Origin of the sequence: Hymenobacter sp. BRD128 (genome assembly GCF_013256625.1) — a bacterium.
Classification (GTDB): Bacteria; Bacteroidota; Bacteroidia; order Cytophagales; family Hymenobacteraceae; genus Hymenobacter.
On the sequence record NZ_CP053908.1, the window covers coordinates 2,708,679 to 2,731,695 of the forward strand.

At 61.7% G+C, this 23,017-nt stretch carries 24 protein-coding genes and 1 tRNA gene; 7 read left to right on the forward strand and 18 right to left on the reverse strand.

Annotated features, from left to right (window positions below; translation table 11 throughout):
- Positions 1-39 precede the first annotated feature (39 nt).
- The 3 genes from GKZ68_RS12065 to GKZ68_RS12075 form a co-directional block, all read right to left on the reverse strand.
- Positions 40-669, reverse strand: coding sequence for a thymidine kinase (locus GKZ68_RS12065; RefSeq protein ID WP_173115031.1), 630 nt, complete (start codon positions 667-669; stop codon positions 40-42).
- 108 nt (positions 670-777) lie between these two features.
- Positions 778-1,068, reverse strand: coding sequence for a hypothetical protein (locus tag GKZ68_RS12070; RefSeq protein ID WP_173115035.1), 291 nt, complete (start codon positions 1,066-1,068; stop codon positions 778-780).
- 216 nt (positions 1,069-1,284) lie between these two features.
- Complete coding sequence (locus tag GKZ68_RS12075) at positions 1,285-1,560, reverse strand: 2Fe-2S iron-sulfur cluster-binding protein (RefSeq protein ID WP_173115038.1); 276 nt, start codon at positions 1,558-1,560, stop codon at positions 1,285-1,287.
- 49 nt (positions 1,561-1,609) lie between these two features.
- Here GKZ68_RS12075 and GKZ68_RS12080 point away from each other — a divergent pair, with 49 nt between their 5' ends.
- A complete protein-coding gene (locus GKZ68_RS12080; RefSeq protein ID WP_173115041.1) occupies positions 1,610-2,800 on the forward strand; it encodes a hypothetical protein in 1,191 nt (396 codons plus the stop codon).
- Positions 2,800-3,855: a hypothetical protein gene (locus tag GKZ68_RS12085; protein WP_173115044.1), complete on the forward strand. Its 1,056-nt coding sequence runs from the start codon at positions 2,800-2,802 to the stop codon at positions 3,853-3,855. Before GKZ68_RS12080 ends, GKZ68_RS12085 begins: the two co-directional genes overlap by 1 nt.
- Positions 3,856-3,874: 19 nt before the next feature.
- On the opposite strand, the gene GKZ68_RS12090 is transcribed toward GKZ68_RS12085, so the two are convergent.
- The 9 genes from GKZ68_RS12090 to GKZ68_RS12130 all read right to left on the reverse strand — a co-directional run bounded on the left by GKZ68_RS12090 (position 3,875) and on the right by GKZ68_RS12130 (position 11,578).
- Complete coding sequence (locus tag GKZ68_RS12090; protein WP_173115047.1) at positions 3,875-5,377, reverse strand: hypothetical protein; 1,503 nt, start codon at positions 5,375-5,377, stop codon at positions 3,875-3,877.
- A 38-nt stretch (positions 5,378-5,415) separates the two neighbouring features.
- Positions 5,416-5,751 carry a hypothetical protein gene (locus tag GKZ68_RS12095; protein WP_173115050.1) on the reverse strand — a complete coding sequence of 112 codons (336 nt, stop codon included), beginning with the start codon at positions 5,749-5,751 and terminating at the stop codon, positions 5,416-5,418.
- 30 nt (positions 5,752-5,781) lie between these two features.
- Positions 5,782-7,077 (reverse strand): rod shape-determining protein RodA, encoded by a 1,296-nt coding sequence (gene rodA / locus GKZ68_RS12100; RefSeq protein ID WP_173115053.1) that lies wholly within the window; start codon positions 7,075-7,077, stop codon positions 5,782-5,784.
- A 48-nt stretch (positions 7,078-7,125) separates the two neighbouring features.
- Entirely contained in the window at positions 7,126-7,494 is a 369-nt protein-coding gene (locus GKZ68_RS12105) for a DUF86 domain-containing protein (RefSeq protein WP_173115056.1), read from the reverse strand.
- A 10-nt stretch (positions 7,495-7,504) separates the two neighbouring features.
- Positions 7,505-7,801 carry a nucleotidyltransferase family protein gene (locus GKZ68_RS12110; protein ID WP_173115059.1) on the reverse strand — a complete coding sequence of 99 codons (297 nt, stop codon included), beginning with the start codon at positions 7,799-7,801 and terminating at the stop codon, positions 7,505-7,507.
- Positions 7,802-7,823: 22 nt separating this feature from the next.
- Positions 7,824-9,662, reverse strand: coding sequence for a penicillin-binding transpeptidase domain-containing protein (locus GKZ68_RS12115; RefSeq protein ID WP_173115062.1), 1,839 nt, complete (start codon positions 9,660-9,662; stop codon positions 7,824-7,826).
- A 155-nt stretch (positions 9,663-9,817) separates the two neighbouring features.
- Positions 9,818-10,180, reverse strand: a complete 363-nt coding sequence (locus GKZ68_RS12120) for a hypothetical protein (protein WP_173115065.1) — start codon at positions 10,178-10,180, stop codon at positions 9,818-9,820.
- Positions 10,181-10,233: 53 nt separating this feature from the next.
- A complete protein-coding gene (locus tag GKZ68_RS12125) occupies positions 10,234-10,656 on the reverse strand; it encodes a hypothetical protein (RefSeq protein ID WP_173115068.1) in 423 nt (140 codons plus the stop codon).
- A gap of 229 nt (positions 10,657-10,885) precedes the next feature.
- Positions 10,886-11,578 (reverse strand): carboxypeptidase-like regulatory domain-containing protein, encoded by a 693-nt coding sequence (locus GKZ68_RS12130; RefSeq protein WP_173115071.1) that lies wholly within the window; start codon positions 11,576-11,578, stop codon positions 10,886-10,888.
- A gap of 425 nt (positions 11,579-12,003) precedes the next feature.
- Between GKZ68_RS12130 and GKZ68_RS12135 the strand changes: the two genes are divergently transcribed.
- The 3 genes from GKZ68_RS12135 (at position 12,004) to GKZ68_RS12145 (ending at position 14,361) form a co-directional block, all read left to right on the forward strand.
- On the forward strand, positions 12,004-13,020 hold the full coding sequence (locus GKZ68_RS12135) for a glycosyltransferase family 2 protein (RefSeq protein WP_173115074.1): 1,017 nt from the start codon (positions 12,004-12,006) through the stop codon (positions 13,018-13,020).
- 55 nt (positions 13,021-13,075) lie between these two features.
- A complete protein-coding gene (locus GKZ68_RS12140; RefSeq protein WP_173115077.1) occupies positions 13,076-13,876 on the forward strand; it encodes a carbohydrate deacetylase in 801 nt (266 codons plus the stop codon).
- Positions 13,877-13,959: 83 nt separating this feature from the next.
- Entirely contained in the window at positions 13,960-14,361 is a 402-nt protein-coding gene (locus tag GKZ68_RS12145; protein ID WP_173115080.1) for a hypothetical protein, read from the forward strand.
- Here GKZ68_RS12145 and GKZ68_RS12150 read toward each other — a convergent pair.
- The 3 genes from GKZ68_RS12150 to GKZ68_RS12160 all read right to left on the reverse strand — a co-directional run bounded on the left by GKZ68_RS12150 (position 14,358) and on the right by GKZ68_RS12160 (position 16,934).
- Positions 14,358-15,284, reverse strand: coding sequence for a lysylphosphatidylglycerol synthase transmembrane domain-containing protein (locus GKZ68_RS12150; protein ID WP_173115083.1), 927 nt, complete (start codon positions 15,282-15,284; stop codon positions 14,358-14,360). The genes GKZ68_RS12145 and GKZ68_RS12150 overlap by 4 nt on opposite strands.
- Entirely contained in the window at positions 15,281-15,574 is a 294-nt protein-coding gene (locus GKZ68_RS12155) for a hypothetical protein (protein ID WP_173115085.1), read from the reverse strand. The genes GKZ68_RS12150 and GKZ68_RS12155 overlap by 4 nt, the downstream gene beginning before the upstream one ends.
- Positions 15,575-15,911: 337 nt before the next feature.
- Entirely contained in the window at positions 15,912-16,934 is a 1,023-nt protein-coding gene (locus GKZ68_RS12160) for a glycosyltransferase family 39 protein (RefSeq protein WP_173115087.1), read from the reverse strand.
- A 146-nt stretch (positions 16,935-17,080) separates the two neighbouring features.
- Here GKZ68_RS12160 and GKZ68_RS12165 point away from each other — a divergent pair, with 146 nt between their 5' ends.
- Positions 17,081-17,527, forward strand: a complete 447-nt coding sequence (locus GKZ68_RS12165; RefSeq protein ID WP_173115089.1) for a Fur family transcriptional regulator — start codon at positions 17,081-17,083, stop codon at positions 17,525-17,527.
- Positions 17,528-17,589: 62 nt separating this feature from the next.
- A complete protein-coding gene (locus tag GKZ68_RS12170) occupies positions 17,590-18,003 on the forward strand; it encodes an EamA family transporter (protein WP_173115091.1) in 414 nt (137 codons plus the stop codon).
- 22 nt (positions 18,004-18,025) lie between these two features.
- On the opposite strand, the gene GKZ68_RS12175 is transcribed toward GKZ68_RS12170, so the two are convergent.
- From GKZ68_RS12175 to GKZ68_RS12185, 3 genes are all read right to left on the reverse strand, one after another.
- Complete coding sequence (locus GKZ68_RS12175; protein ID WP_173115093.1) at positions 18,026-18,475, reverse strand: DUF4890 domain-containing protein; 450 nt, start codon at positions 18,473-18,475, stop codon at positions 18,026-18,028.
- 126 nt (positions 18,476-18,601) lie between these two features.
- Positions 18,602-18,675 (reverse strand) — tRNA-Ala (locus tag GKZ68_RS12180).
- A gap of 693 nt (positions 18,676-19,368) precedes the next feature.
- Positions 19,369-22,884 (reverse strand): TonB-dependent receptor, encoded by a 3,516-nt coding sequence (locus GKZ68_RS12185; RefSeq protein WP_173115095.1) that lies wholly within the window; start codon positions 22,882-22,884, stop codon positions 19,369-19,371.
- Positions 22,885-23,017: the final 133 nt, after the last annotated feature.

Below are 23,017 nucleotides of genomic sequence, written 5' to 3' on the forward strand. Positions count from 1 at the left end.
TCATTGCCGCGCTCGCAATGATAAAGCAAGAAGGTTCTTTTAAGATTCCTTGTTAAGCGCAACCGGCTCGCCGTGCGGGGTTTTTACGCTTTCACCGGCCAGGAAGCAGGGTCGGCAGCGCGCCTCGTAGCTGTCGGTTTCGCCCAGCAAAATCTGCTTTTCGCTGGCCCCGATGCGATACGAATAGGCGGCCAGCTCGCCGCAGCACACGCACACGGCGTGCACCTTGGTCACAAACTCGGCGGTGGCCAGCAGCGCGGGCATGGGGCCGAAGGGCCGGCCGAGGTAGTCCATATCGAGGCCCGCCACGATAACGCGGGTGCCCTGGTCGGCGAGCTGCTTGCAGATTTCGACCAGGCTTTCGTCAAAAAACTGCGCCTCGTCGATGCCCACCACATCGGTGGTCCGGCCGGCCAGCAGCAGAATTTCGGAGGGCGACTGCACCGGCGTCGAGCGAATGCTGGTCTGGTTGTGGCTCACCACGTCTTGGGCGTGGTAGCGCGTGTCGAGGGCGGGCTTGAAGATTTCGACCCGCTGGCGCGCAATGCGCGCGCGGGTGAGGCGGCGAATCAGCTCCTCGGTTTTACCCGAAAACATGGAGCCGCAAATAACTTCCAGCCAGCCCCGATGGCGCGGAAAATCGGAGTAGCGGCGGGGCTCGGTAAACAAGTTGAGTTAAAAGTTATGAGTTAAAAGTTATGAGTTGGTAAGAACTGCACAACTACTCGGCTGGCAAGAATGACTTTTGCAAAGTACGACACTGCCCGCTTAGCTGGCCTATGAGAGGTGCGTCAGGCTGACCAGCCCGCCCCCGGCACTGTATACTACCCGTAACCGGCTGCCTACGCGCAACTGCGCATATAATTCCGGCTTAACTTCTAGTTGGTAGTTGTCGCCCGGCACCAGCCGCACCCAGCACTTGGAAAATAAGTGGTCTTTCTCGCGCACTTCAAACTCCCCCACTAATCGGTAGCCGGGCGGGCCATCGCGCCAAGGCCGCCAGGCTACACTATAGATGAAGTAGCTACCGACCAGCCCCACCACTATAAAAGCAAACCAAAAATTCATTGGTGACTTCGGGCGAAAAAAAGGTCGGCGAGGTAACTCCGGCAGCAATGCCGTGCCTAGTACCATTCCAGCCACGATGAGTACGGTCCGGTTAAAGGCATCCCGGCCGGTTAATGCGGGCTCCTCATACGGTTCCCGATAAAACAGGCCGTGAAAATCGTTAGGTAGCGGGAAAGCCATAGGAGTAGCTATTATAAACTATAGAGCGAAACTGCCTCAATGCGTCACGTCTGGCAGCACCTGCGCCTGGCAGGCTAGCCGCTCCGCGGGACCGAGGCGGCCGGCGGCGCGGTAGCGCAGCTCGGGCTCGGTGGGCGGCGTCAAAAATTCGGCGCCGGTTTCGAGGTGCACGCGGCAGGTGGTGCAGCGGCCTTTGGCGCCGCAGGCGTGCCACCAATCGTGGCCGGCGGCGTGGATAGCGGCCAGCACCGTGCGGCCCGCGGGCACTTCAAGTGGCGGGCCGGGCAGGCCCTGAATGGTCAGCAGGGGCATTTTGTGGCTAACTTGGCGCCTGAATCCGGCCCTGCGGCCGGCCCACGCTATGCAGGACAAATATAGCCTCGCCAAGTGCGAGCATTACGGCCGCCGGCTGGCCTCACGGCTTAGCCAGCAGTTTTTCGGCCCGCAGCCCGAAGCCACCCTCGATGGCCCGGCGCTGCTCAAGTTCACCCCCATCCGGCAGGTAAACCTGCTGGTGCTGCGCCAGCTGCTGGGCCGCTGGCAGCAGGAAGCCAATGCGTTGCGCAGTCCTTACTTCGACTTTGAGGCCGCGCCGGTGCGCGCCGCGCTGGGGCAGTTTATGAACGTGCTCTCGCGCCACATTCGCCTCGACCGGGCGGCCCTGGAGCCGCTGCTGGCCCAGGCCGTGGCCGATACGCTGGCGCTGGCCGCTAGCCCGGCCGCCGCCTTTGAGCGCCTGCTGCTGCCCCCGGCCGAGGCCGATGAGGCCGTGCCCCTGGCCACGCTGCGCGACTACCTACGCTATTTTGACCAGGCCAAGCCGTTTTTTGAAAGCTTTGTGGCTAGTCTGCCCAGTGGCGATGCCCCGTTCAGCCGCGAGTTTTTGCGCCAGCGCTTCGAGCTGTACCTGGCCACCCACACCAAGGAGCTGCCCGCGCCCGGGCAGCTGGTGGCGACGTTCAGCACCTTGCTGCCCCTCACCGAGGCTGACCTTCGGGAGGACGGGCCGGCTACGCCAGCGGCTCCGGCTAGCCCGGCTCCGGCACCCGCCGCCCCGTCTGCCCCTGGCCCGGCCGCAATTGCTGCGCCACTCAAGCCAGTCGCTCCTGCCGAGTCTACGCCCAAGCCCGAGGCAGCCGCGCCGGCCGCGCCGCCGGCTCCTGCGCCCGTGGAAGCTGCGCCAGCTAGCCCCCAAGCCGAGGCGCCGCTCTACGCCAAGCTGAAGGCGACGCAGCCCAGCACGCCGCACCTGGCCGACACGCTGCGCGGGGCGGCGGGCGGCCCCACGCCGCTGGCCGAGCGCGGGGCGCCCAGGGTGACGAGCTTGCGCGAGGCTATCTCCATCAATCAGCGCTTTAGCTTTATTAATGAGCTGTTTAACGGCGAAAATATGGAGTACCACGCCGCTATTCAGCACCTCGACACGCTGCCCACGGCCGACGACGCTACGGCCTACGTGCAGCAGGAGCTGGCCGCCCGCCACGACTGGAGCCAGAAGCAGGAGCACGTGGGCAAGCTGCTCAAGCTGATTGAGCGCAAGTTTGCCGCCTAGTGTGGGCGTGGCGGGCCACCGGGCGGGCGCGGCGCTGGCTGCTGCCTTGGGCGCTGGCCCTGGGCCTGCTGCTGAACGCGGCCTACCCGATGTACCGGCACTACGATTTTTCGCACTCGCTCGACACCCGCAGCTACCTGCGCCTGGCCAGCGGCCGCTTCGATAGTGTAAACGTGACGCGCCGTTATCGCCTGCTGGTGCCGCTGGCCGCCGGGGCGCTGGCCCGCCCCCTGGCTAGCCTGCCCGCCCCGGCCAGCCAGCCCCGGCCGGCCGGCGAGTGGCCGTTGCGACTGGCTTTTTACTTATTTAACTGCGGGTTGCTGGGCGCAGCCGGGGCCTGCTTTTACCGCAGTGCGCGGCTGGCGGGGGCCAGCGCGGGCGCGGCGGCCGGGGCGCTAGCGGCGGTACTCAGCAGCCGCTGGGCGGGCTACGCGGCGGGCCTGCCGCTCACCGACAGCCTGTATCTGCTGGTTTTCGGCCTGGGCTACTACGCCACCCGGCGCGGGCGGGGAGCGGGCTGGGCCGTGGTGGTGGCCCTGCTGGTGGGGCCGCTGGCCAAAGAATCATTCGTGTTTTTGCTGCCCTGGCTAGCCTGGTTTGGGCGGCGGGCGCTGGGCTGGCGCGGGCAGGCGGCCGCGCTGGCCCTGGGTGTGGCCGCGCTGGTGGCCGTGCACGTGTGGGTAGACAAAACTGCCGGGACAGCACCTGGCGCCAGCGTAACAAATGCCCTGGCACACATCGAGAATCTCACTTACTCTTTACAAAAGTCCTTTTCGCCTAAAGGTCTGGCCGAGCTATTCAGCATTTTTGGGTTGTTTTGGCTGCCCGTGCTGATGGCGCTGGCCCGGCCCGCCGGCCGGCGGGCGCTGGCCCCGGTGCTGGGCTGGCCCGAGGCCGGGCTGCTGGCCGTGGTGGCCGTGCACATGCTGCTCTCGGGCGACCTCGGGCGCATGGGTTACTTGCTGGCCCCGGCTTTCACGGCCGCGCTAGCCTTGAGCATTGGCTGGGTACGCGGCGTGGTAGCGGGCACCGGCCGGCCGAGCTGGGAGAGGTAGCGCGGCCCAAAAAACGTCGCTATCGAATCAATGCGCCGCGCCGACTGGCCGGCCAGCAACCGGGCGGCCAGGTTGCCCTGGGCCAGCTGCGCCCGGTCAAAGGCCAGGTAGCCCCCAGCGCATCGGTATACACGGTGTCGCCGGCAGCTAGCCGGCCAGCCAGCCAGTGGCGAAAGGCCGCGGAATCTTGCCGGGCTAGCCCCACTATGCGCGGCGCCGCAGTGGGCCGCCCCGTGAAGTAGTGCAGCTGGTTGCGCAGCACGTTGGGGTCGCGTAGCAAAAACCACGCGCCGGGTTGGCCCAGCACCCGCGCCCGCAGCGCCGGCCCCGTGCCGGAGTACTCGAGTAGGTGGGCCGGCACCAGGCCAAAGGCCAGGTTCCAGCTCAGCAGGGCCGTGCCCAGGGCAGCCACCCGGCGCGGCGGCCAAGCTAGCCCCGCCCCACCTGCCAGCGCCACCGCCGCCAGCGCCGGCAGCATTACCATAAACTCGGCATTGCCGGTGGCCTGCATCGCAAAAGCCAGGTGCAGCCCTCCGATAAGGGTATGGGTGCGCCGCACGGCGCGGGCCGGCTGGTCGGCAGCGCTTTTTTCGCGGCTGGCTAGCCGCCAGCCCAGCATTCCGTATACCGCCAGCCCCAGGCTGCCCAGGGCAATGCTTCCGAGCAATAGCGGCCAGCGCAGCAGCAGCGGCAGCATATTGCCGTGCACCTGCCCCGCCGTGCGCACTAGGCTAATCGCGGTAAACAGCAGCGCTTTGCCGCCCAGCTCTACCCGGGCGCCCCCCGTGAGGTAGTCGTGTAGGGCAAACCGTACCACGCCCCCCGCCCCACCGCCCGGCGCGGCCAGCGCGTAGGCCAGCGGCACCAGCAGCGCGGGCAGCGCGTAGGCCAGCGCCTCACCCAGCGCGGGCCGGCCGCGCCAGGGCCGCAGCCCCAGCAGCAGCCCCAGCCACCACCACACCATGAGCTGATGCACCAGGCAGGCCAGCGCCGCCAGCAGCCCCGCCAGCACCAGCCAGCGGCGGCGCCCAGCCCCGGCATACAGCGCGCGCGCCCAGAACAGGCTAGCCAGCAGCGCCAGCAGTACCGGCTGGCTATACGTCTCGTTTTCAGTAGCAAAGCGCAGCATCCCGAAGCTGCTACCCACCAGCAGCAGCCACGCCGGAATGGCGGCCGTGGGCGCCCCCGCTCGCCACAGCAGCCGGCCCAGCACCAGCAGGCTGGCCCCGGCGGCCAGCGCATTCAGCATTTGCAGCCAGGTGAGAGCCAGCTCGCCGGCCGGCGCGGGGCCGCTGGCCCCCACTAGCCGCAGCCACGCCCAGCCAATGGCATTATATAGCAAGTGGTGCGGCTGCCACAGCTCCTGGCCCCAGCGCGAGCAGGCAGCGTAGTACCAGGCATCGCCAGTGGCATTACGGGTAGGCAGCGCCAGGCAAATGGCCGTGAGCAGCCCGGCCACGGCCACGCTAGGCCACAGACGGCCGGTGCGGAGGCGAAAGGAATGGGCGCGGCGCGGTATCAAGCTCGTAGGCTAGAGCGGGGAAGAATGGACCTGTTGCGCTAATGGTTTTTTATAAAGAGGTAAGTGGTTACCCCACCATCGCCCTGGAAAGAAATAGAGCTGGAATTTTGCAGCGCGTAACCTTCTCGATAAAGGTTTTCAATTACTTTAAAATAGCCCTCACTGACGGCAGTCATGTTTTTATCAAGCGATAGGCCTTTGCTGTCAATCGCAACTCTTTCGGTCTTTCCTTCTCCCCTGGTAATAAAAAGAACCGCCGAGGTTCTGTAATCCTGGATGCGGACCACTACAATATCGGCCGGAGGAGCGGTCTGCGCCCGCAAGGGGCTAGCCAGTGCCAGCAGGCAGGCGCACAAAAGAAGAAGTTTTTTCATGCCGGCTAAGGTTAGCTAACAACCAGCCACCTAGCGCAGCAAATCCTGCTTGCGGTGGGCGTCGAGGGCGAGCAGGGCAAACACCAGGATGGTGAACGACCACAGCGACGAGCCGCCGTAGCTGAAAAACGGCAGCGGAATGCCTACCACCGGCATCAGGCCCATCGTCATGCCCAGGTTCACGGTGAAGTGCACGAACAGGATGCTGGCCGCGCAGTAGCCGTAGGTGCGCCCAAATACCGATTTCTGGCGCTCGGCCACCAGCAGAATGCGCCACAACAAGGTGATGTATAAGCTGATGAGCACCAAGCAGCCCGTCCAGCCCCACTCCTCGCCCACGGTGCAGAAAATGAAGTCGGTGCTCTGCTCGGGCACGAAGTCGAACTTGGTCTGGGTGCCGTTGAGGAAGCCCTTGCCGAACCAGCCGCCCGAGCCGAGGGCGATTTTGCTCTGCGTCACGTTCCAGCCCTTGCCCAGCGGGTCTTTGCCGGGGTCGATGAGCATCTCGATGCGCTGCCGCTGGTGGGCCTGCAACACGTGGTTGAAGAAGAAATCGACGCCGAACACCATCCCGATTACCAGCGCCCAGGCACTAATACTGAGTGGCAAATGGTGGCGCCACAGGCGCGAGTTGAGCGCAAAAGCAACCAGCAGCACTACTGTAAAGCCGCCCACCAGCCACAGCTTGGGCACTAGCAGGGCTAGCAGCAGAATAACGCCGCCCGCCGCCAGCAGCAGCAGAATAATCGGCGACATGCCTTCGCGGAAATACGCCAGCAGCAGCGCCGCAAATACGAGCGCCTGCCCCGTCTCATTCGAGGCCAGAATGAGGGCTACCGGCAGCAGCGTGAGGCCGGCCAGCACGGCCTGGTCGCGCCAGTTCTGGTTGCGCAGGTTGATGCCGGCCATGAAGCGGGAGGCAGCCAGCGCCGTCGTAAACTTGGCAAACTCGGCCGGCTGCAGGCGCACCGGCCCAAACTCGAGCCACGAGCGCGAGCCCGCAATGGGCCGCGCAATCACCAGCGTCACGAGCAGCAGCGCTATCATGCCGCCGTAGAGCACGTAGGCCAGCGTGTCATACGCTTTATAATCAACTACTAGCAAGATAACAATGAGCACGGCCGCCGTGCCTATCCACAGCAGCTGCTTAAACCAGTTGAAGGCCATCAGCTCCGAAAAGCTGAGCGCGGTGAGGGGGTGCGGCGGCGCATCGGGCGAGTAGCTGGCCGCGTACACGGCCACCCAGCCCAGGCCCACCAGCACCAGGTAAAGCAGCAACAGCGGCCAGTCGAGGCTGCGCGAAGAACGGGTGGTAACGGGGGACATTTCAGAAGCTTTCCGCAAAGGTCGGGTTTTGGGAACGGACTAGCCAGCTTATGCGCTGCCTTGTTGCGGACGCGCCCGCTCGGCAGCCAGCACCAGCAGCAAATCCGGATAGTTTTGCGGAGGGTGGGCCGTTGCTACGCGCCAAATAGTAGCCAGGTCCAACCCAAAATATTCGTGCGAGATGCGGTTGCGCATCCGGTACATCTGCGACCAGAGCAGCTGAGGATAAAGCTGTTGCACCGCAACGGGCACTTTTTTGGCGGCTTCGCCAATGACTTCGAGGTTGCGAATCACGCCATCCACGACTAGCTCATTAGCGCAAAAACCGGCAAAATCCAGCCCGGCGCAGTAGCGGCCAATGCGCTCCATTGCTTCCTGCATGTCCTCCCAAAACAGTAAGTACGCACGTGCGGCCATACACTCGGCCCTACTCGACGTAGCGCGTTTCGGCCAGAATCTTCGTCCGCAGCTGCGCTTTGAGCGCGTCTATACTCACCAAATCGACTCGCCGCTGCAGGGCGTTTTCCAACATCTCTTCCAGCTCAAAAAACTCCCAGCCCAGCGGCTGAGCCAGTTCCACCAGCACATCCACGTCGCTATCCGGGCGGGCCTGCCCCGTGGCAAACGACCCGAAGTACCCTAGCCGGCGCACGTGAAACTGCCGGGCTAGCAGGGGCTGCAAGGCGCGCAAGGTGGCTTCAAGCTGCTGGGCGGTAGTAGTCATAAAGCGAAGATAAGCACGCTGTTTAGTGGCGACGTTTGGTGAGGTCGCCGTACATCACCCAGTCTTCCCAGCGCTTGCGGCTGGGGGCTACTTTGCCGCGCAGGTATTTTTCCATCATCAGGCCGGCGGTGGGAGCGGCGGCGGTGCCGCCGAAGCCGGCATTTTCGATAAACACGGCGATGGCGATTTTGGGGTCGTTGGCGGGGGCGAAGGCGGCGAAGGTAGAGTGGTCGAAGCCGTGCGCGTTTTGCACGGTACCGGTTTTGCCGGCCACCGAAATGCCATACTGCGCCAGGCTGGCGAAAGAGCCGGTGCCGCCGCGCCCATCCACTACCTGCTGCATACCGGGAATGAGGTATTTGAAAAGCGTGGTATCGACGGCCGTGTAGTGGCGCGCCCGAAACTCGGGCAGCGGCTGGCCGCTAGCCCCCACGCTGCGCACAAAATGCGGCGTGATGTACCAGCCCCGGTTGCCAATGGTAGCCAGCACATTCGCCATTTGCAGGCCGGTGATGCCGATTTCGCCCTGCCCGATGCTGAGCGAGTACACCGTCTTGAAATTCCAGTGGTGGTAGCCGCGCAGCTGGTCGTAGAACTCGGGCGACGGGATGAGGCCGCGCTTTTCGTGGCCCATGTCCACGCCCAGCTTTTCGCCCAGCCCGAAGGTTTTCACCATCTTTTGCCACTGCCCGAGGCCTAGCCGGGCATCCTCAAACTTATTGGGCGACTGCTCGCGCACCACGGCGGCGCGCATTACCTGGTAGAAATAGGGGTTACAGCTCTGCTTAATGGCAATATTGACGTTGCTCGGGTACTCGTGCTGGTGGGTGCAGTGCACGAGGTGCTGGTCGCAGGGGAAGCCAGTGGCCGGCGTGACCACCCCCATTTGCATAGCTACCAACTCATTAACCAGTTTAAACACCGAGCCGGGCGGGAAGGTCGCCATCAGCGGGCGGTCGAAGAGCGGGCGGTCGGGGTTGCGCAGTAGGTCCATGTAGCGGTTGCCTGAGCCCTTGCCGGTCAGCAGCTGCGGCTCGTAGTGCGGGGCCGACACGAAGCAGAGGATTTCGCCGGTTTTGGGGTCGAGCGCCACTATCCAGCCCCGGCGACCGGCCAGCAGCTTTTCGCCGTAGGCTTGCAGGCCCGAGTCGATGCTGAGGTGCAAATCCTGCCCCGCCTGCGAGAGCGTGTCAAACTGCCCGCCCCGAAACGCGCCTTTGTCGAGGCCGCGCACGTTCACGAGCCGGTACTGCACGCCGCGCCGGCCCATCAGGATGGGCTCGTAGTACGATTCGAGGCCCGAGATACCCACGTTTTCGCCCGGCGAATAGTGGGCGTACTTGGGGCTTTCGAGCAGCTTGGGCGTGATGGAGCCCACGTAGCCGAGGGCGTGGGCCAGGTTTTGGGTGCGGTAGGCCCTAGCCATGCGCGCCTGCACCCGGAAGCCCGGAAAGTTTATCAGGTTGTCGTTGATAGACGCCAATTCGGGCGTGCTCAGGTTTTGGATGAGCGGCGAGGGGCGCACCCGCGAGTACACTTTGGCGGCGCGCAGGCCGAGCCGCAGGTCTTCAAGCGGCATCTGCATGAGCTGACAAAACCGGGCCGAGTCGAGGTGCTTTACCTCGCGGGGCACCACCATCAGGTCGTAGACGGGCGTGTTGGATACCAGCAGCGAGTCGTGGCGGTCGTAGATGAGGCCCCGAAAGGGCACCTGCACCTGCCGCTGCAAGGTATTGCGGTCGGCCGCCGTCTTGTACGAGTCATCCAGCACCTGCAAGTAAAACAGCCGACTGGCAAACAGCAGCCCTACGAGCGTAAAAATCGCCAGCACCACGTAGCGCCGGCCTTCCAGGTATTGCATAGGGTAAAGTTACGACTGCCTAAACCGGGACCGGGCTAAAATCATTCGCAGCGTCGAGCTTAAAAAGGCGGCGCGCTCGCCCCCCTAGCCGCCACGACGCAAAAAGCCCGCTGGCACTCGGCCAGCGGGCTTTATCAGGTCGGTAGCGCTACGTATTAGTTCAGCGAAGCCGAGTGCGCCTTCATAATCTGGCGAGCCTGGGCGAGGTTCGTGTCCTTGGAGTTGACGGCCAGGTAGATAAACTTATCGCCGGTGGGCGACAGCTTGAGCAGGTGCAGCTGGTCGGTGAGCGTGAGCAGAATGTCCTGCAGGGTCTGGTTGAGTTTCAGCGCCTGAATAGCCTTCAGCTTGGACTTTACTACCTCCGTGTTGTAGGCAGCGGCTGTCTCGATGTCGAAGTCGGCAATGTTGGCGTGCGAAGCCAGCGGCATACCGGTTTCAGTTTCTACTACGGCCACGGCTACGAGAGTAGGCAATTCCGACTTGATGCCGTCAACGGTTTGTTTAGGAGTTAACATGAAAAGAGAAAAAAAAGGGAAGGAGGAAAAATAATTTTTTATGTTACGTATGACTAGGAGGTAGCTCGCCGCACCACTTCTTTTAGGATGCCCAGGTTGGCATCAGCCAGGCGCACAGCTACAAAGCAGTGCCACTGGCCGTCAACCGCCGGGCGCACGTGGTGCAGCTGGTCATCGAGCAGCACCGATATATCGAGCAGCGGCCCACCAAGCCAAGCTCCCGTGGCCAGAGCCTCGTTTATGGTGCGCAGCAGCTTGGTATTGCGTAGGCTAAGCTGGTTGGGATTGTAGCTGGAGCTAGCGGTGTAAGATGCCAGAATGGTCCCGTTCTGGTTTTCTACCACGTAAGCTAGCAGCAGCTCAGGCAGCTCCTGCAGCAGCTTGGCCAGCATCGCCTCGGCCCGGTGGCCGGCGTCGCCGGGTTTGGCTACTACTATTTTTTTTATCTGTAACCGGTTGAAAAAGGGAAAATTCATTCGTCAGGAAGCGTGTAGAGCCCCAGGCAGCTGATGGATTCCAGCGCGGGCAGTGCGCCAGGCCCTGACCTGAGATAAGCAGCTGCTACCCGCCAGGCCGCGCGGGCCAGGGGCTTGGCTGGCGCGCCCCAAGCGGCAGGCGCTGGTAGAAGAAACACGGCCGGCGGCTCTCTACGGCTGTTTTATACCGGTCGTGTTTCATTGATTACCTAACTTTTATTATCAGGGCTTAGAATTGCCACCAATGGTGTTTTTTGGGCCGGTCGGTGCGCGGCAGCAGCGTCACGTTCTGTACGCCCCGCCCAGTTACCTGTACCATTTCTTCGGTATAGCCCCCGTAGCCAAATTGCAGCTGGGTAGCTTTGTGTGCAGGCACAGCTAAGGTGTATTTGCCTTGCGCATCGGTGCTCACGCCCCGGCCGCTGAGTTTGTCAATAATAGTAGCACCAATCAGCGGGCGGCCATTCTCGTCCAAAATACGGCCGTTTACGGTGGTCAGACTGTTGCTTTCGAGCACACTGGCTGCCTCGTCGGCTACCGGGGCAGCTGCCACCGGGGCTTCGATGACAGCCGGCATGCCTACCGTGGGGTGCAGCGCCGAAGTATTGGCCGCAAACACGGCGCCGCTCACTAGGATGCCTACGGCCAGCAGTGCGCCGGCCCGCTGCCGGAAACGAGCGGGCTCGGTCCGAATCAGGTGCAGTTGGTTTTGCAGCCAGCCTACGGGGCGCACGTCGTGCCCGCCGGCCTGCAGCGCATGAAAGCGCTGAAATGTTTCGCCGCCTTTAGTCGGATTAGCTTTCAGGTACGCATCGACTAGCTCGGTATTCGTGCCTGATAAGTCGCCTCGCAGGTACGCATCGCGGTAGCCGGGCAAAAGCTCGCCGGTAGCCGGATGAAAAGGGTTGGTAGTTATCGCCATGTTTTTAGAAGGAAAGAAGTAGAGAGGTAGAGAGCAGCGGCGGAAAGGCTAGTGATAACTAATAGAGGCGTAACTAAGACAAGACGAGCAACTGAGCGGAAACCAGAATATTATCGGACAAGCAGTGAGCAAAACCACCCCCTTCGGTGTAGGCCCTGCTAGCGGCCTTAGATGAATAAGCCAAAATCCTGGCTAGACGACGCAGGCGGCGGGTTTAAATAAAACTCCCTCCTCTCGGCGCTGCTGCCAGTTACCGCTCCGGCTACCTTGCGCCGCTAAAAGTGCCCGCCGCCGGGCTCAATCCTTTATAAATACCATTCGCGTTTACCTCGTCGGCGGGTTGCCACGCTTGCCTGCTAGCAGGCGGGCCGGCGCTCCGGCCGGCCGCCCCCCAGCCAGTACCTTTGTAGTTTACTTGCCTGCTTATGCCGCCGCTCGCCACACCCACTGCCAATACTGCCTTCACCGGTCTCATCTCGGTGGTTGCGCCGCTCTATAATGAGATGGACACCGTGGCCCAGCTCGTGCACCGCGTGGCGGCCGTGATGCAGCAGCACCACTACGACTACGAGCTGATACTGGTGAACGACGGCAGCACCGACCGCAGCTGGCAGCTCATGCAGGAACTGGCTAGCCACGACCGCCACCTGGTGGCCATCGACCTGGCCGGCAACTACGGCCAGACGCTGAGTTTGCGCGCCGGCTTTGCCCAGGCGCGCGGCGAGGTGATTATCGCGATGGATGGCGACTTGCAGCACGACCCGGCGTATATCCCGCAGTTTATCAGCCTCATCAACGAGGGCTACGACATGGTGGGCGGCGCCAAGGCCAAGCGGCCCGAGGGGCCGATTGCCACGGCGCTAGCCACCACGGCGCACGGCATCATCCGGCGCTTGTCGGGGGTGCAGCTGCGCTACTTTGGGGCTACCTACAAGGCGTATCGAAGCTACCTGGTGAAGCATGTGGAGATGCTCGGCGATGCGCACCGCTTTCTGGGGGCGCTGGTGGCGCGCAAGAACCTGCGCTACTGCGAGTTCCCGATTGAGATTCACGAGCGGCAGTTTGGCCAGAGCAACTACAAGATTAGCAAGCTCTTCTACGTTATTCTGGACCTGTTTATTCTGCGGTTTTTTATCGTGCACTCGCGCAAGCCGTTCCGGCTGTTTGGGCTAGCGGGGCTGCTGAGCCTGCTCACGGGCGGGGTGCTGGCGGGGCAGTTTTTGATTCGCTCCATCTTCTTTGGGCTCAATATTGAAGCTCACTACCCGCTTGAATTTATTTTCAGCCTGTTCCTGATAATGGCCGGCATTTTTCTGCTCTGCTTCGGCGTGCTGGCCGAGATTGGAATGTATAACTACTATTCGCGGCGCGCGCGCAAGCCCTACGTGGTGCGGCACCTGGCCACCTCGGCTGCCCACGAGCCGGTGCGGGAGTCTCGTTAGGTATCGAACCTGCATCCAGCGCCGCAGAGGCTCCTATACTACCCGCCGTACTACGTTGAAAAAGCTCATTATCAACTGCGACGACTTCGGCTGGGATGCGCCCGCTACCCAAGCCATTCTGGAGCTGGGCGCGGCCGGGCAGGTGAGCAGCACCACCGTGATGGCCAATTTTGCCCCCGCCGCCGACCTGCGCGCGCTGGCCCGGCTGGCCTCCCCCACCCTCTCGGTGGGCCTGCACCTGACCCTGAACGCCGGCCAGCCGCTGAGCGCCGCCTCGGCCGTGCCCTCGCTGGTGGACGATAAAGGGCAGTTTTACGCTTCCAGCCAGCTGTGGCAGCGCTACCTGCGCGGGCAGGTGCGCCGCGAAGAAATAAAGCAGGAAGTAGCCGCCCAGCTGCGCCGCCTGGCCGCTGCCGGGCTAGCCCCCACCCACGCCGACAGCCACCAGCACCTGCACCAATACCCGCTGCTGGGGCCGGCGCTGCTGGGCATCCTGCGCGAGTTGGGCGTGCGCCGGGTGCGCCGCCTTACGGCCACCGGGCGCCTCGACGGGCGCGGACTGGTGCTGCAAGTTTTTGCCGCGAGCAGCCAGCTAGCCCTGCGCGGCTTTGCCACGCCGGGCGCGCTGGTGAGCACGTTTTCGACCGAGGCGGCCAGCGCCGCGGGCTTTCGGCGCGGGGTGGCGGCGGCGTTTCGGCAGGCTAGCGTGGTCGAGTTTATGAGCCACCCGGGGCTGAGCGAGCGCCCCGGCTCGCCGCTGATGCGGGTGCCGGAATATGAATTTTGGCGCGGCGGTGCGGCTAGCGAAATCCTGCGCGAGCTGGGTGGCGAGCTGGTGAGCTACGCAGAAGTATAGAATTATTTTCTAATTCATTTTTCAATCAAGTTTCACCTGCTACATTCACGGCCAGTAATCCCAGCTACTGCCTTGTTTACCGCATGAAATTACTGCTACTCGCTGCTGCGCTGCTGACACTGCCCAGCCGCCCGGCCATCGCTCAACGTGCGCCGCTTACTGCGCCGCTAGACAGTGCTGCGCTACTACACCAGCTTTTCAAGCACGAGCGACGCATCGGGCTGCTTGGATTGGGGGCCACCACTGGCGTGAGAAGCGGCTTAACTGCATTGCACGACCCAAGCAAAACACGTCAACTTATTGGCGGACTAGCGATAGGAGCGAATAGCGGTTTACTGGTAATGCTGGGGATAAATCTAATAAAATTCAGCCGTCGGCGCGAACGGGAAGCTATTGAGCAGCTTCAACAACACCAACCGCTGCGACCATATGTACAAAAGAGCTATGCGCTAGCCTTGCTGAAAGCAACAGTGCCGCACCATTAGTCAGGCCGCACCCGCTCTACTTTTACTAGCGCGCCCACCAGCGATACCAGGGCTGTGATGACGTAAAACAGCACGCTCACGCTCACCGCCACCGGTGCACTCAACGCAAAAGCCTGGGCACCGTACAGAAACGTGAGCTCGCGCGCGCCCAGCCCGCCCACCGTGAGCGGCAGCACCGCCGCGATGCTCGACGCCAGAAATACCAGCAGGTAGGGCAGCACCGGCCCATTAGCCGCCCCCAGCGCCGCCAGCAGCGCCCAGGCGCACAGCACCTGCGCACCCTGCACGCCCAGCGCCTCCCAGGAGGTGCGTCCGAAGGCCGAACGAAACTCGCCAAAGCCCCAGCGGCCCAGCACATAGCTCAGCGCCAGCCCTAGCGGGATGAGCGCCAGCGGCACGGCGCGCCACCACGCGGGCAGGGCCAGCGCGCCCGCCGCACGCAGCTCGATGGCGGGCACCACGGCCAGCAGCGCCAGCAATAGCACCAGCAGGGCTAACATGCCGCTGAGTCTATCGAGCAGCAAGGCCCGAAAAATGAGGCCGCGCCGCCCCGGAAACTCCTTGCCCAGCAGATATACCTTGTAGCCGTCGCCGCCGATGCCGCCGGGCAAAAACAGGTTGTAGAACATGCCCAGCCAGTACAAGCGCAGGTTGTAGCGCTCGGTGAGCTGAATGCCGACGGCCCGAAAAAACGTGTTGAGCCGCACCGAGGAGATGAGCTTCGAGAGCGTGAACAGCGCCGCCGCCAGAACTAGCCAGCCCGGCCGGGCCTGGCGCAGGGTGCGGCCCAGGGCGGGCAGGTCGAGGTGGCGGGCCACCAGCCACAGGGCCGCCGCCATAAAGGCCAGCTTGGCCAGCAGCGCGAAGGAGCGCCGCCAGGCCGGCGCGGCGGGGGCCGGCGCATCGTCGTCGCTAGCCCTCATGGCAGGTCAAACTCAACTACCCGGAACGCGATATTGCGGTCGATAACAAACCTATCGAGGGTGCGGTAGTGCAGGCCAGCGAGGCTGCGCTCATCGGCCACGTAGAGGGTGTGGGGGCGCAAGGGCAACGGGGCAAACGTGAGCGTCTGGCCCCGCTCGCGGGCAATGTAGAAGGCCTCGACGTTGTCGAGCAGCTCGCCCGCCGGGTACAGCACCAGCGGGCGGCCCTTAGTTTCGCGGCCCACCCGAATAGCCTCGGTGCGGTATGGCACCTCGGGCGAAGTCTGCATCCGGGCCGGGAAAATAAAGATATCGAACGCCAGCCGCAGCACCAGCAGGTAGTAGCCCAGCGCCAGCAGGCGGTAGTCGGCCAGCCGCCAGAACAGGTAAGCCCCAGGGCTAGCGGCACAAACAGCGCCAGGCTGAGCAGCCCCGAATCGGGCACGCCGCGCAACACGGCCAGCTCATCCGTTGGCATCAGGCCCAGCGCGGCGGCCAGCCGCAGCAGGGGTGGCGCCAATACTAGGATGGCGCTGGCCACCAACAGCCCCAGCAACAGGCCATCGAGCAGCCGAATGGCGACGGGCTGCGCCGGCCAGTACTTAGCATACAGCGCAATGACCACCGTCAGGCCCAGCGGCACCAGCATAAAGAGATAGCGCGGAATGGTAGCCGGCGACAACCAATACACCGGCAGAATGGCCAGAAACAGCAGCGCGTTGTAGCGCAAAAACGGCTGCCCGGCAACGATACGGCGCGTCCCCGGCACCAGCAGGCACAGTACCAGCAGCGTCCAGGGCAGAAAATGCTTGATGAAATCGAAGGGAAATAGCAGCACGTATTGAATAGAATCGGCCAGGGGCTGAGCGGCCACCGTGCGCTGGCTCGACTGCGACCAGAGCGTAGCCAGGGCCACTTCGAGCGAGTTGTGCCGGCTGTAGATGAAAAAATACGCCCCAGAATGCTCAGCATCACCCCCACCCCGAGCACGTGCTGCCAACTAAACAAGCGCCGCCACTGCCGGGTATCGAGAAAATAAACCAGCAGGGCTAGCCCCTGAAATACCACTGAGGGCAAGCCTTTCAGCAAAAAGCCCACCGCCGTGAGCGTATACGTGAGCACGAATAAGCGCGTCCACTGCTGGCGCTGGCCCAGGTACCACACGGCCATAAAGCCCAGCCACGTCAGCCCCGCGTGCCAGAGGTCGATAAGGCCCAGAAAGGAATCGTAGAACAGCACCCGGCCGGTGGTCGCAAATGCCAGCGCCACCGTGAAGGCTAGCCGGCTGCCCAGCTGCGGCCGCAGCACCCGCCACAGCGCCGTAGTGTAGAGCAGCAGCGCCGCGATGGTGGGCAGGCGCAGGATAAATTCATCCTGCCGCCCGGTGAGGCGGAACAGCGCCACCAGCAGCCAGTTGAACAGCGGTGGCTTGTTATAATAAGGCAAGCCTTGCAGCGTGGGCGCAAAAAAGTGCCCCGAGTAGTGCATTTCCAGGGCTACCAGCGCCCGAATGGGCTCGTCGACCAGCAGCGGCTGCCAGCCCAGGTGCAGCAGCAGCGCGGGCAGCGCCAGGGCCAGCGTGAGCGCTGCTACCAGCCAGGGGCGCTGGCTAAGGGCGGCAATTACCCGGCGGGCTAACGATTCTACCACAGATTTGGTTAAGTATACTGAAAGTGCCCTGGCGGCCGGGCCGGTTGCGGCCTCAGCAGCGCAAAGGTACATCCCTGGCACAGGCTGTTTCACTTTTCCAAGCTCAGCTTTGTGCTCGCTTCTTATCGTTTTCGTAAGTTTGGCTTATGTCGTCTACTCCTGCCACTTCTGCTGCCCCCGACCGCCTGGCCCAAACGCTGCTGCGCCACGGCCTGCGCCAAACGCCCGTGCGCCGCGCCGTGCTCGCCGCCCTCACCGGCAAGGGCTACGCCCTTACCGGCGCCGAGATTGAGCAGGAAATCGGGGCCGATACCGACCGCATTACCCTTTACCGCACCCTCAAAAGCTTCGAGCAGCAGGGCCTTATTCACCGCGTCATCGACGATACCGACGTGCTGCGCTACGCTGCCTGCTCCATCGAGTGCTCAGCCGATGCGCATTTTGATAATCATGTGCACTTCAAGTGCGGCGTGTGCAGCCACACCTACTGCCTGAGCCAGGTGGCCATTCCGGCCGTGCAGCTGCCCGGCGGCTTTCAGGCCCAGCGGCGCGATTTTCTACTTTCGGGCACCTGCCAGTTCTGCCAGGGCTGAGTTATGAATTATGATGCCCTTTACTCTATTCATAATTTCTAATTCATAACTCATAATTGACTATGTGGTGGACGTATGCCCTGCTTTCGGCCGTATTTGCGGCGCTCACGGCGGTGCTGGCCAAGGTCGGTATCAAGGGCGTCAGCTCCGACCTGGCCACGGCCATTCGCACGGTCGTGATTTTGGTGGTGGCCTGGGGTATCGTGTTTTTCAAGGATAACCCGGCCGATATCTTTACGCTGCAGCCACGTACTTGGCTATTCCTGGGTTTGTCGGGGCTAGCCACCGGATTGTCGTGGCTGTGCTATTTCCGGGCCTTGCAGTTGGGCAAGGTGTCGCAAGTGGCTCCGGTCGATAAGCTGAGCGTGGCGCTGGCCATCGTACTATCGGTCGTTTTTCTAGGCGAAACCCTCACGCTCAAAACGGCACTAGGGGCCGCGCTCATCATTGGCGGCACCCTAGTGCTCATTCTCTGAAAACTACGGCAGCCCGCTAGCCTTAGTTATTGCCCGCCTGAGCCGGTGTGGGCGCTTTAGCGGATTTATCATTCCGGTGCTTGCCACCGTGGGCCGAATACTGCGCAAACTGCGCCGGCGTCAGAATGCCTTGCAGGGCGGCCTTAAATTCCTGGGCATTGGCTTGCAGGGCGGTATTCTTCTCCTTATTGCTCGTGGTGCCGGTTTGAATAGCGTCGATTTTTTGGTCGCGGGTGAGGGCGGCGGCGCGTACCTTGGCCGTGGTAGCCGCGTCGAGACCCAGCTGCCGGGCTAGCTCCTGGCTCATTTTATCGGCCCGTTGCTCGGGGGCAGCCGCGTGGTAGCTCTGGGGGCGGCTGGTCGTGGTGGCCGGGGCAGCCGGTGTGCTGGCTGGGGCTTGCTGGGCTAATGCCCCAAGTGGGCCAGCCAGCAGCAGCAGCGAAAAAGCGTGAACGCGGAGTGAGGTGCTCATTGGGAGTAGCGTAAAGTGAACCAGTAAAACTCTGCCGGACAGCTGAACAATGCATGAAGCGCCGGGCTTAAACGAAAAAAGCGTCCATCAGCCGGGGCTAAGGGACGCTTTCATTTAAAACGGGAGTGGAGAATATCGGAGTCGAACCGATGACCTCTTGCATGCCATGCAAGCGCTCTAGCCAGCTGAGCTAATCCCCCGTTTAATGGCTTTACCGCGACGCCGGTTGCGCGTTGGTTCTGCAAAAGTACGGCGATTTTTGGCTTGTGCAAGCCCTAGCGGCAACATTCTTCGCAACTACCGCAAAATCAGGCGCAAAAAAAGGCTGGAAATTTTCTGGCCTTTTTGCTTGGCATGGTACCCCAGTGCTTCGTTGAAGCTGTAGCGCACGCTCAGCTGGCCCTGCCAGCGCAAGGCAAATGCGGCACAGTCATAGGCGCGGCCAGCGATAATAACCGAGTCGGGGCGGCCCATCACTACTACGTTGCCCAACTCACTACGCGCATACCCTCAATGTTATGGCAACCATCGGCATTGGCACCCACACTATACTGCGTGTTGGTAGAGGTATGGGATGGCTAGCACCGTAGCGCCAGGCAAGGGTTTACCCTTAACATCCGCAATAGTAATAGTGCCGTTGAATGAGCGCCTAGCCCCAGTCCAGGTGAGCCATTAGCAAGTGCAATAAAATAATTATTAAAGTAAATTAGTATTAAATATTTTATTACGCTTCCCCTTATTAAACCTCGTACTTTATTCATTTCAGATGCTTAAAGCATCTGTGTATTTATTCAAAAATTTCGTATTTGATAAGTCAGTTCTTAATGATTACAAAAAAGTGGGGCAGGAATTGCTTCCTGCCCCACTTTCGGAGACTCGGGTGGCGTAGCTACTTAGTTGAACAGGTAGCGCAGGCCAATCTGCATCTGCCAGCGCGAGGCCAGCGTCGTTACGTCGGTGCGGAACGGCGTGGTGAGCACCTGCGGAGGCGTAATAGTGGTGGTAGTACCATTTACCGTGCGGGTGGCGCCGGCCACAGTCTGCAAGTAGAACGTCGGCTGGCCTTGCGAGTTATAGCCAGCAAAGGCAAGCGGCGAGCTGTTGTACGGGAACTGATACGAACCCCAGTTCCGGTTAATCAGGTTGCCTACGTTGAAGATATCCAGGCTGAACTGCAGCGCGTTGCGGTTTTCCCCAACGTTGGTAAAGATATCCTGCAACAGACGGAAGTCTACCTGGTGCTGCCAGGGCTGCACAGCCCCGTTGCGCTCGGCATACTGGCCGCGGTGGGCACGCAGGTACGAGTCGGAGTTAATGAAATTTTCCAGGTCGATTGCCTGCTGAGCGGCCGTGTACACAAACTTATCGGTGCTACCGCTAAAAGTTGTGGTGCGGTCTACCAATGCTACTTCGCTGGCAGTACGCGGAATGTACATTAAGTCGTTGCCGCTTACCCCGTCGCCATTCATGTCGCCACTGTAGGTATAGGAGTAGCGACCGCCAGGAGCACCCGTATAGAAGAGCGAGACGGTGGTGCCCAAGTGACCCAGGTAGTTGAAGCGGTAAGAGAGCGAGCCAATTACCCGGTGCGACACCAGGTAGGCCGAGTAGCCAAGCTCTTGGGAGTTGGGGTCGCCGGCTACGGGGCGGCCGGCCCAGCTCGACTGGGCAATTGAGCCCCCATCGTTTACCGAGCGGGCGTCGGAGTAGGTATAGGCCGCCATGGCATAGAGGCCATTGCTGAAGCTTTTCTGCAACTGGCCCGTAACGCTATACGAGTAGCCGGCGCTGGTATTATTGAGCAGGATAGCGTCGGTAATGGCCGGATTACCGACCGTGGGCGTAATTGCCTTACCATCCGGAGTCTGACCGTAGATACGGTTGTAGGGCGACGCATTCAGGCCGGTGCCGGTAGCGCTCGGCGTGTAGAAAATCGGCCGGTTATCGGCCCCTACGGCCCGGTTGGTCGAATTAGGCAGGTCAATATTCTGGAAGTATACGGCGTTCAGGTCCTTGGTATACAAGGCCTCTACCGTCGCCACAATGCCGCCACCGATTTCGTGGTCGAAGGCCAGGTTTGAGCGCCACACCTGCGGGAACTTGAAGTCGCGGGCCGTTACGGCGAGGTTGTACGAGGTGTTGGCACCCCCGGCGGTCAACTGCGAGCGGTACTGGTCAACATTGGGGCTGAAGGCGTAGCCGGCAGCAGCCGCACCCTGGAAGTCAATCGAGCCAAACTGCACCCCGTTGTTGCTGGCCTGGTTTGAAATCCAGACGTAGGGCACGCGGCCGGTAAAGATACCCGTACCACCGCGCAACTGCGTTTTGCGGTCATCGTTCACGTCCCAGTTAAAGCCCACGCGGGGCGAGAAGAGCACCGTGCGGCGCGGCAGTTGGCTGGTGTTAATCTGGATACCATCGCGGAAGTTCTTCAGGCCGGGATAGACAATGCCAGAAGCCGGGTCAGTGCCGCCGCTTACCGGGTAATTCTGCTGAATGCTGGAGTAAATGATGGGCAGGTCGCCGCGGATACCGTAAGTCAGCTTGAAGTTGCTGGCCGGCGACCACTCATCTTGGATATATACCCCAATCTGGGCCGCGTTGGTGGTAGCGTACGGGAACGAGCCATCGGGCAGGGCCGAGTAGCGCAGCTGGTAGCGCTGGGCCGAGCGCAGGCCATCGGCAGAGGTGCGGGGCGTCAGGGCGCCATTCGCGTAGTTGTAGCCGTAGGGTGCGTCAGTAGTTGCAGCCGAAGCGTAGAAGTCTTGCAGCGAGTTATACACGAACGCACCGTAGTACTGAGGAGCAAAGCCGTTAGTATACTTGTACAACTCATTGTACGTACCCACCGTCACGTTGTGCTTGCCCAGGAAGGCGGTGAAGTTGTCGCCAAACTGGTACGTATTCGTATTGAGGATGTTGAAGGCCGAGAACGGCTCGTAGCCAAACGAGGTCAGTGTTTGCGCGGCCGTTACGCGGGTGCCGGGGGCACTCAGGGCAGTCGAGTTGCCGATATCCACCAGCGGGAATAGCGGAATAGCGCCGCCGCCACCACTCTCGCGGTAGTCGCGGTTGGCCAGGAAGCCCGCCGTCATGTTGTTGGCAAACTTGGCCCCGAACGTGCTGTTCAACTCGGCAATAAACGAGTTGATGTTGTTGTTGATACGGTAGTAAGCACCGTAATAAGGCAAACCGAACAGCGTCTGCGAGCGGTTGCTGATGGAGCCCGAGCCGCTAGGGGGTACGTCGCGGTACGACTTCAGGTAGTTGTACTTGATGTTGAAGCGGTGGTTCTGGCTGATGTTCCAGTCCAGCTTAGCCGTGAGCTTATCGCTGTTCGAGGCCAGCGTGTAGCCTTGGTAAGGACCAGGGTTGTAGCCATATTTCGTTGTCAGGAAGTTGCTGAGCGTGCTCAGGTCCGCGTCCGAGGCCTGCGATACCGTTGGGCCGCTGGTGCCGGTAAAGGCCGAGTAGTTGCCCGTGGGCGGGTCGGTACGCAATTCGCGCTCGGCATTGAGGAAGAAGAACAGCTTGTCCTTGATGATAGGGCCACCAACCCGAAAGCCAAAGTTCTTCAGGTTGAAGTTGGCAATCGTGTTATCTACGCTGCCAATGTGCTTGCCTACGTAGTTCTGATTACGATAGAAGCCGTAAACCGAAGCCGATACTTTGTTGGTGCCCGAGCGGGTTACGGCGTTAATGCCGGCCCCCGTAAAAGAGCCCTGGCGCACGTCGTAGGGCGCGATACTCACCTGAATCTGGTCGATAGCGTCGAGCGAGATGGGCTGCGCGTTAGCCTGGCCGCCGATGGTGCCCGACAAGCCGAAGGAGTTGTTAAATAACGCCCCGTCGATAGTGATGTTGTTATAAAGGCTGTTGCGGCTACCAAAACCGCCCTGGCCGTTGGCCTGGGGCGTGAGGCGCGTATAGTCGGCAAACGAGCGGTTGATAGTGGGCAACTGCTCGATTACCTGGCGCTGAATGGTGGTAGCCGCGCCCGTGCGGTCGGCATTGATAACCGGGTTCTGGCGGCCGGTGACGGTCACTTCCGTCAGCTGCGTCGAGGCATCGCCGAGCTTGGCGTCGAGGCGGAAGTTTTCGGCCAGCGTCAGGTTGATGCCCGTGCGGTTAAAATCTTGGTAACCTACGAACGTGACTTTCACGGTGTAGGGCCCACCCACGCGCATGTTTTGCATGTTGAAGCGACCGTCGGCGTTGGTCGGGGCTACGTACTGCGTGTTGGTAGGGGTATGCACAGCAATCACCGTGGCGCCTGGCAACGCCTGCCCTTTGCTATCGGTGATGGTGCCGCTCATGGCGGCGGTAGTTGCCCCTTGGCTCCAGCCCAACTGCGCCGTGAGCAGCAGCAGTACCAGCACCAATGCTTGTCGTAGATAACTAAATTTCATATAGGGGAGAAAAAGTGGGAAAAAAGCGCGGCAGGTGGGTACCGCAAAGGTACTTGCTGTACCAAGATTCTTCACTTTACCCTAATGTTAAAAATCTTAACTTTAGCGATGTTTTTTCACCATTAATTCATTT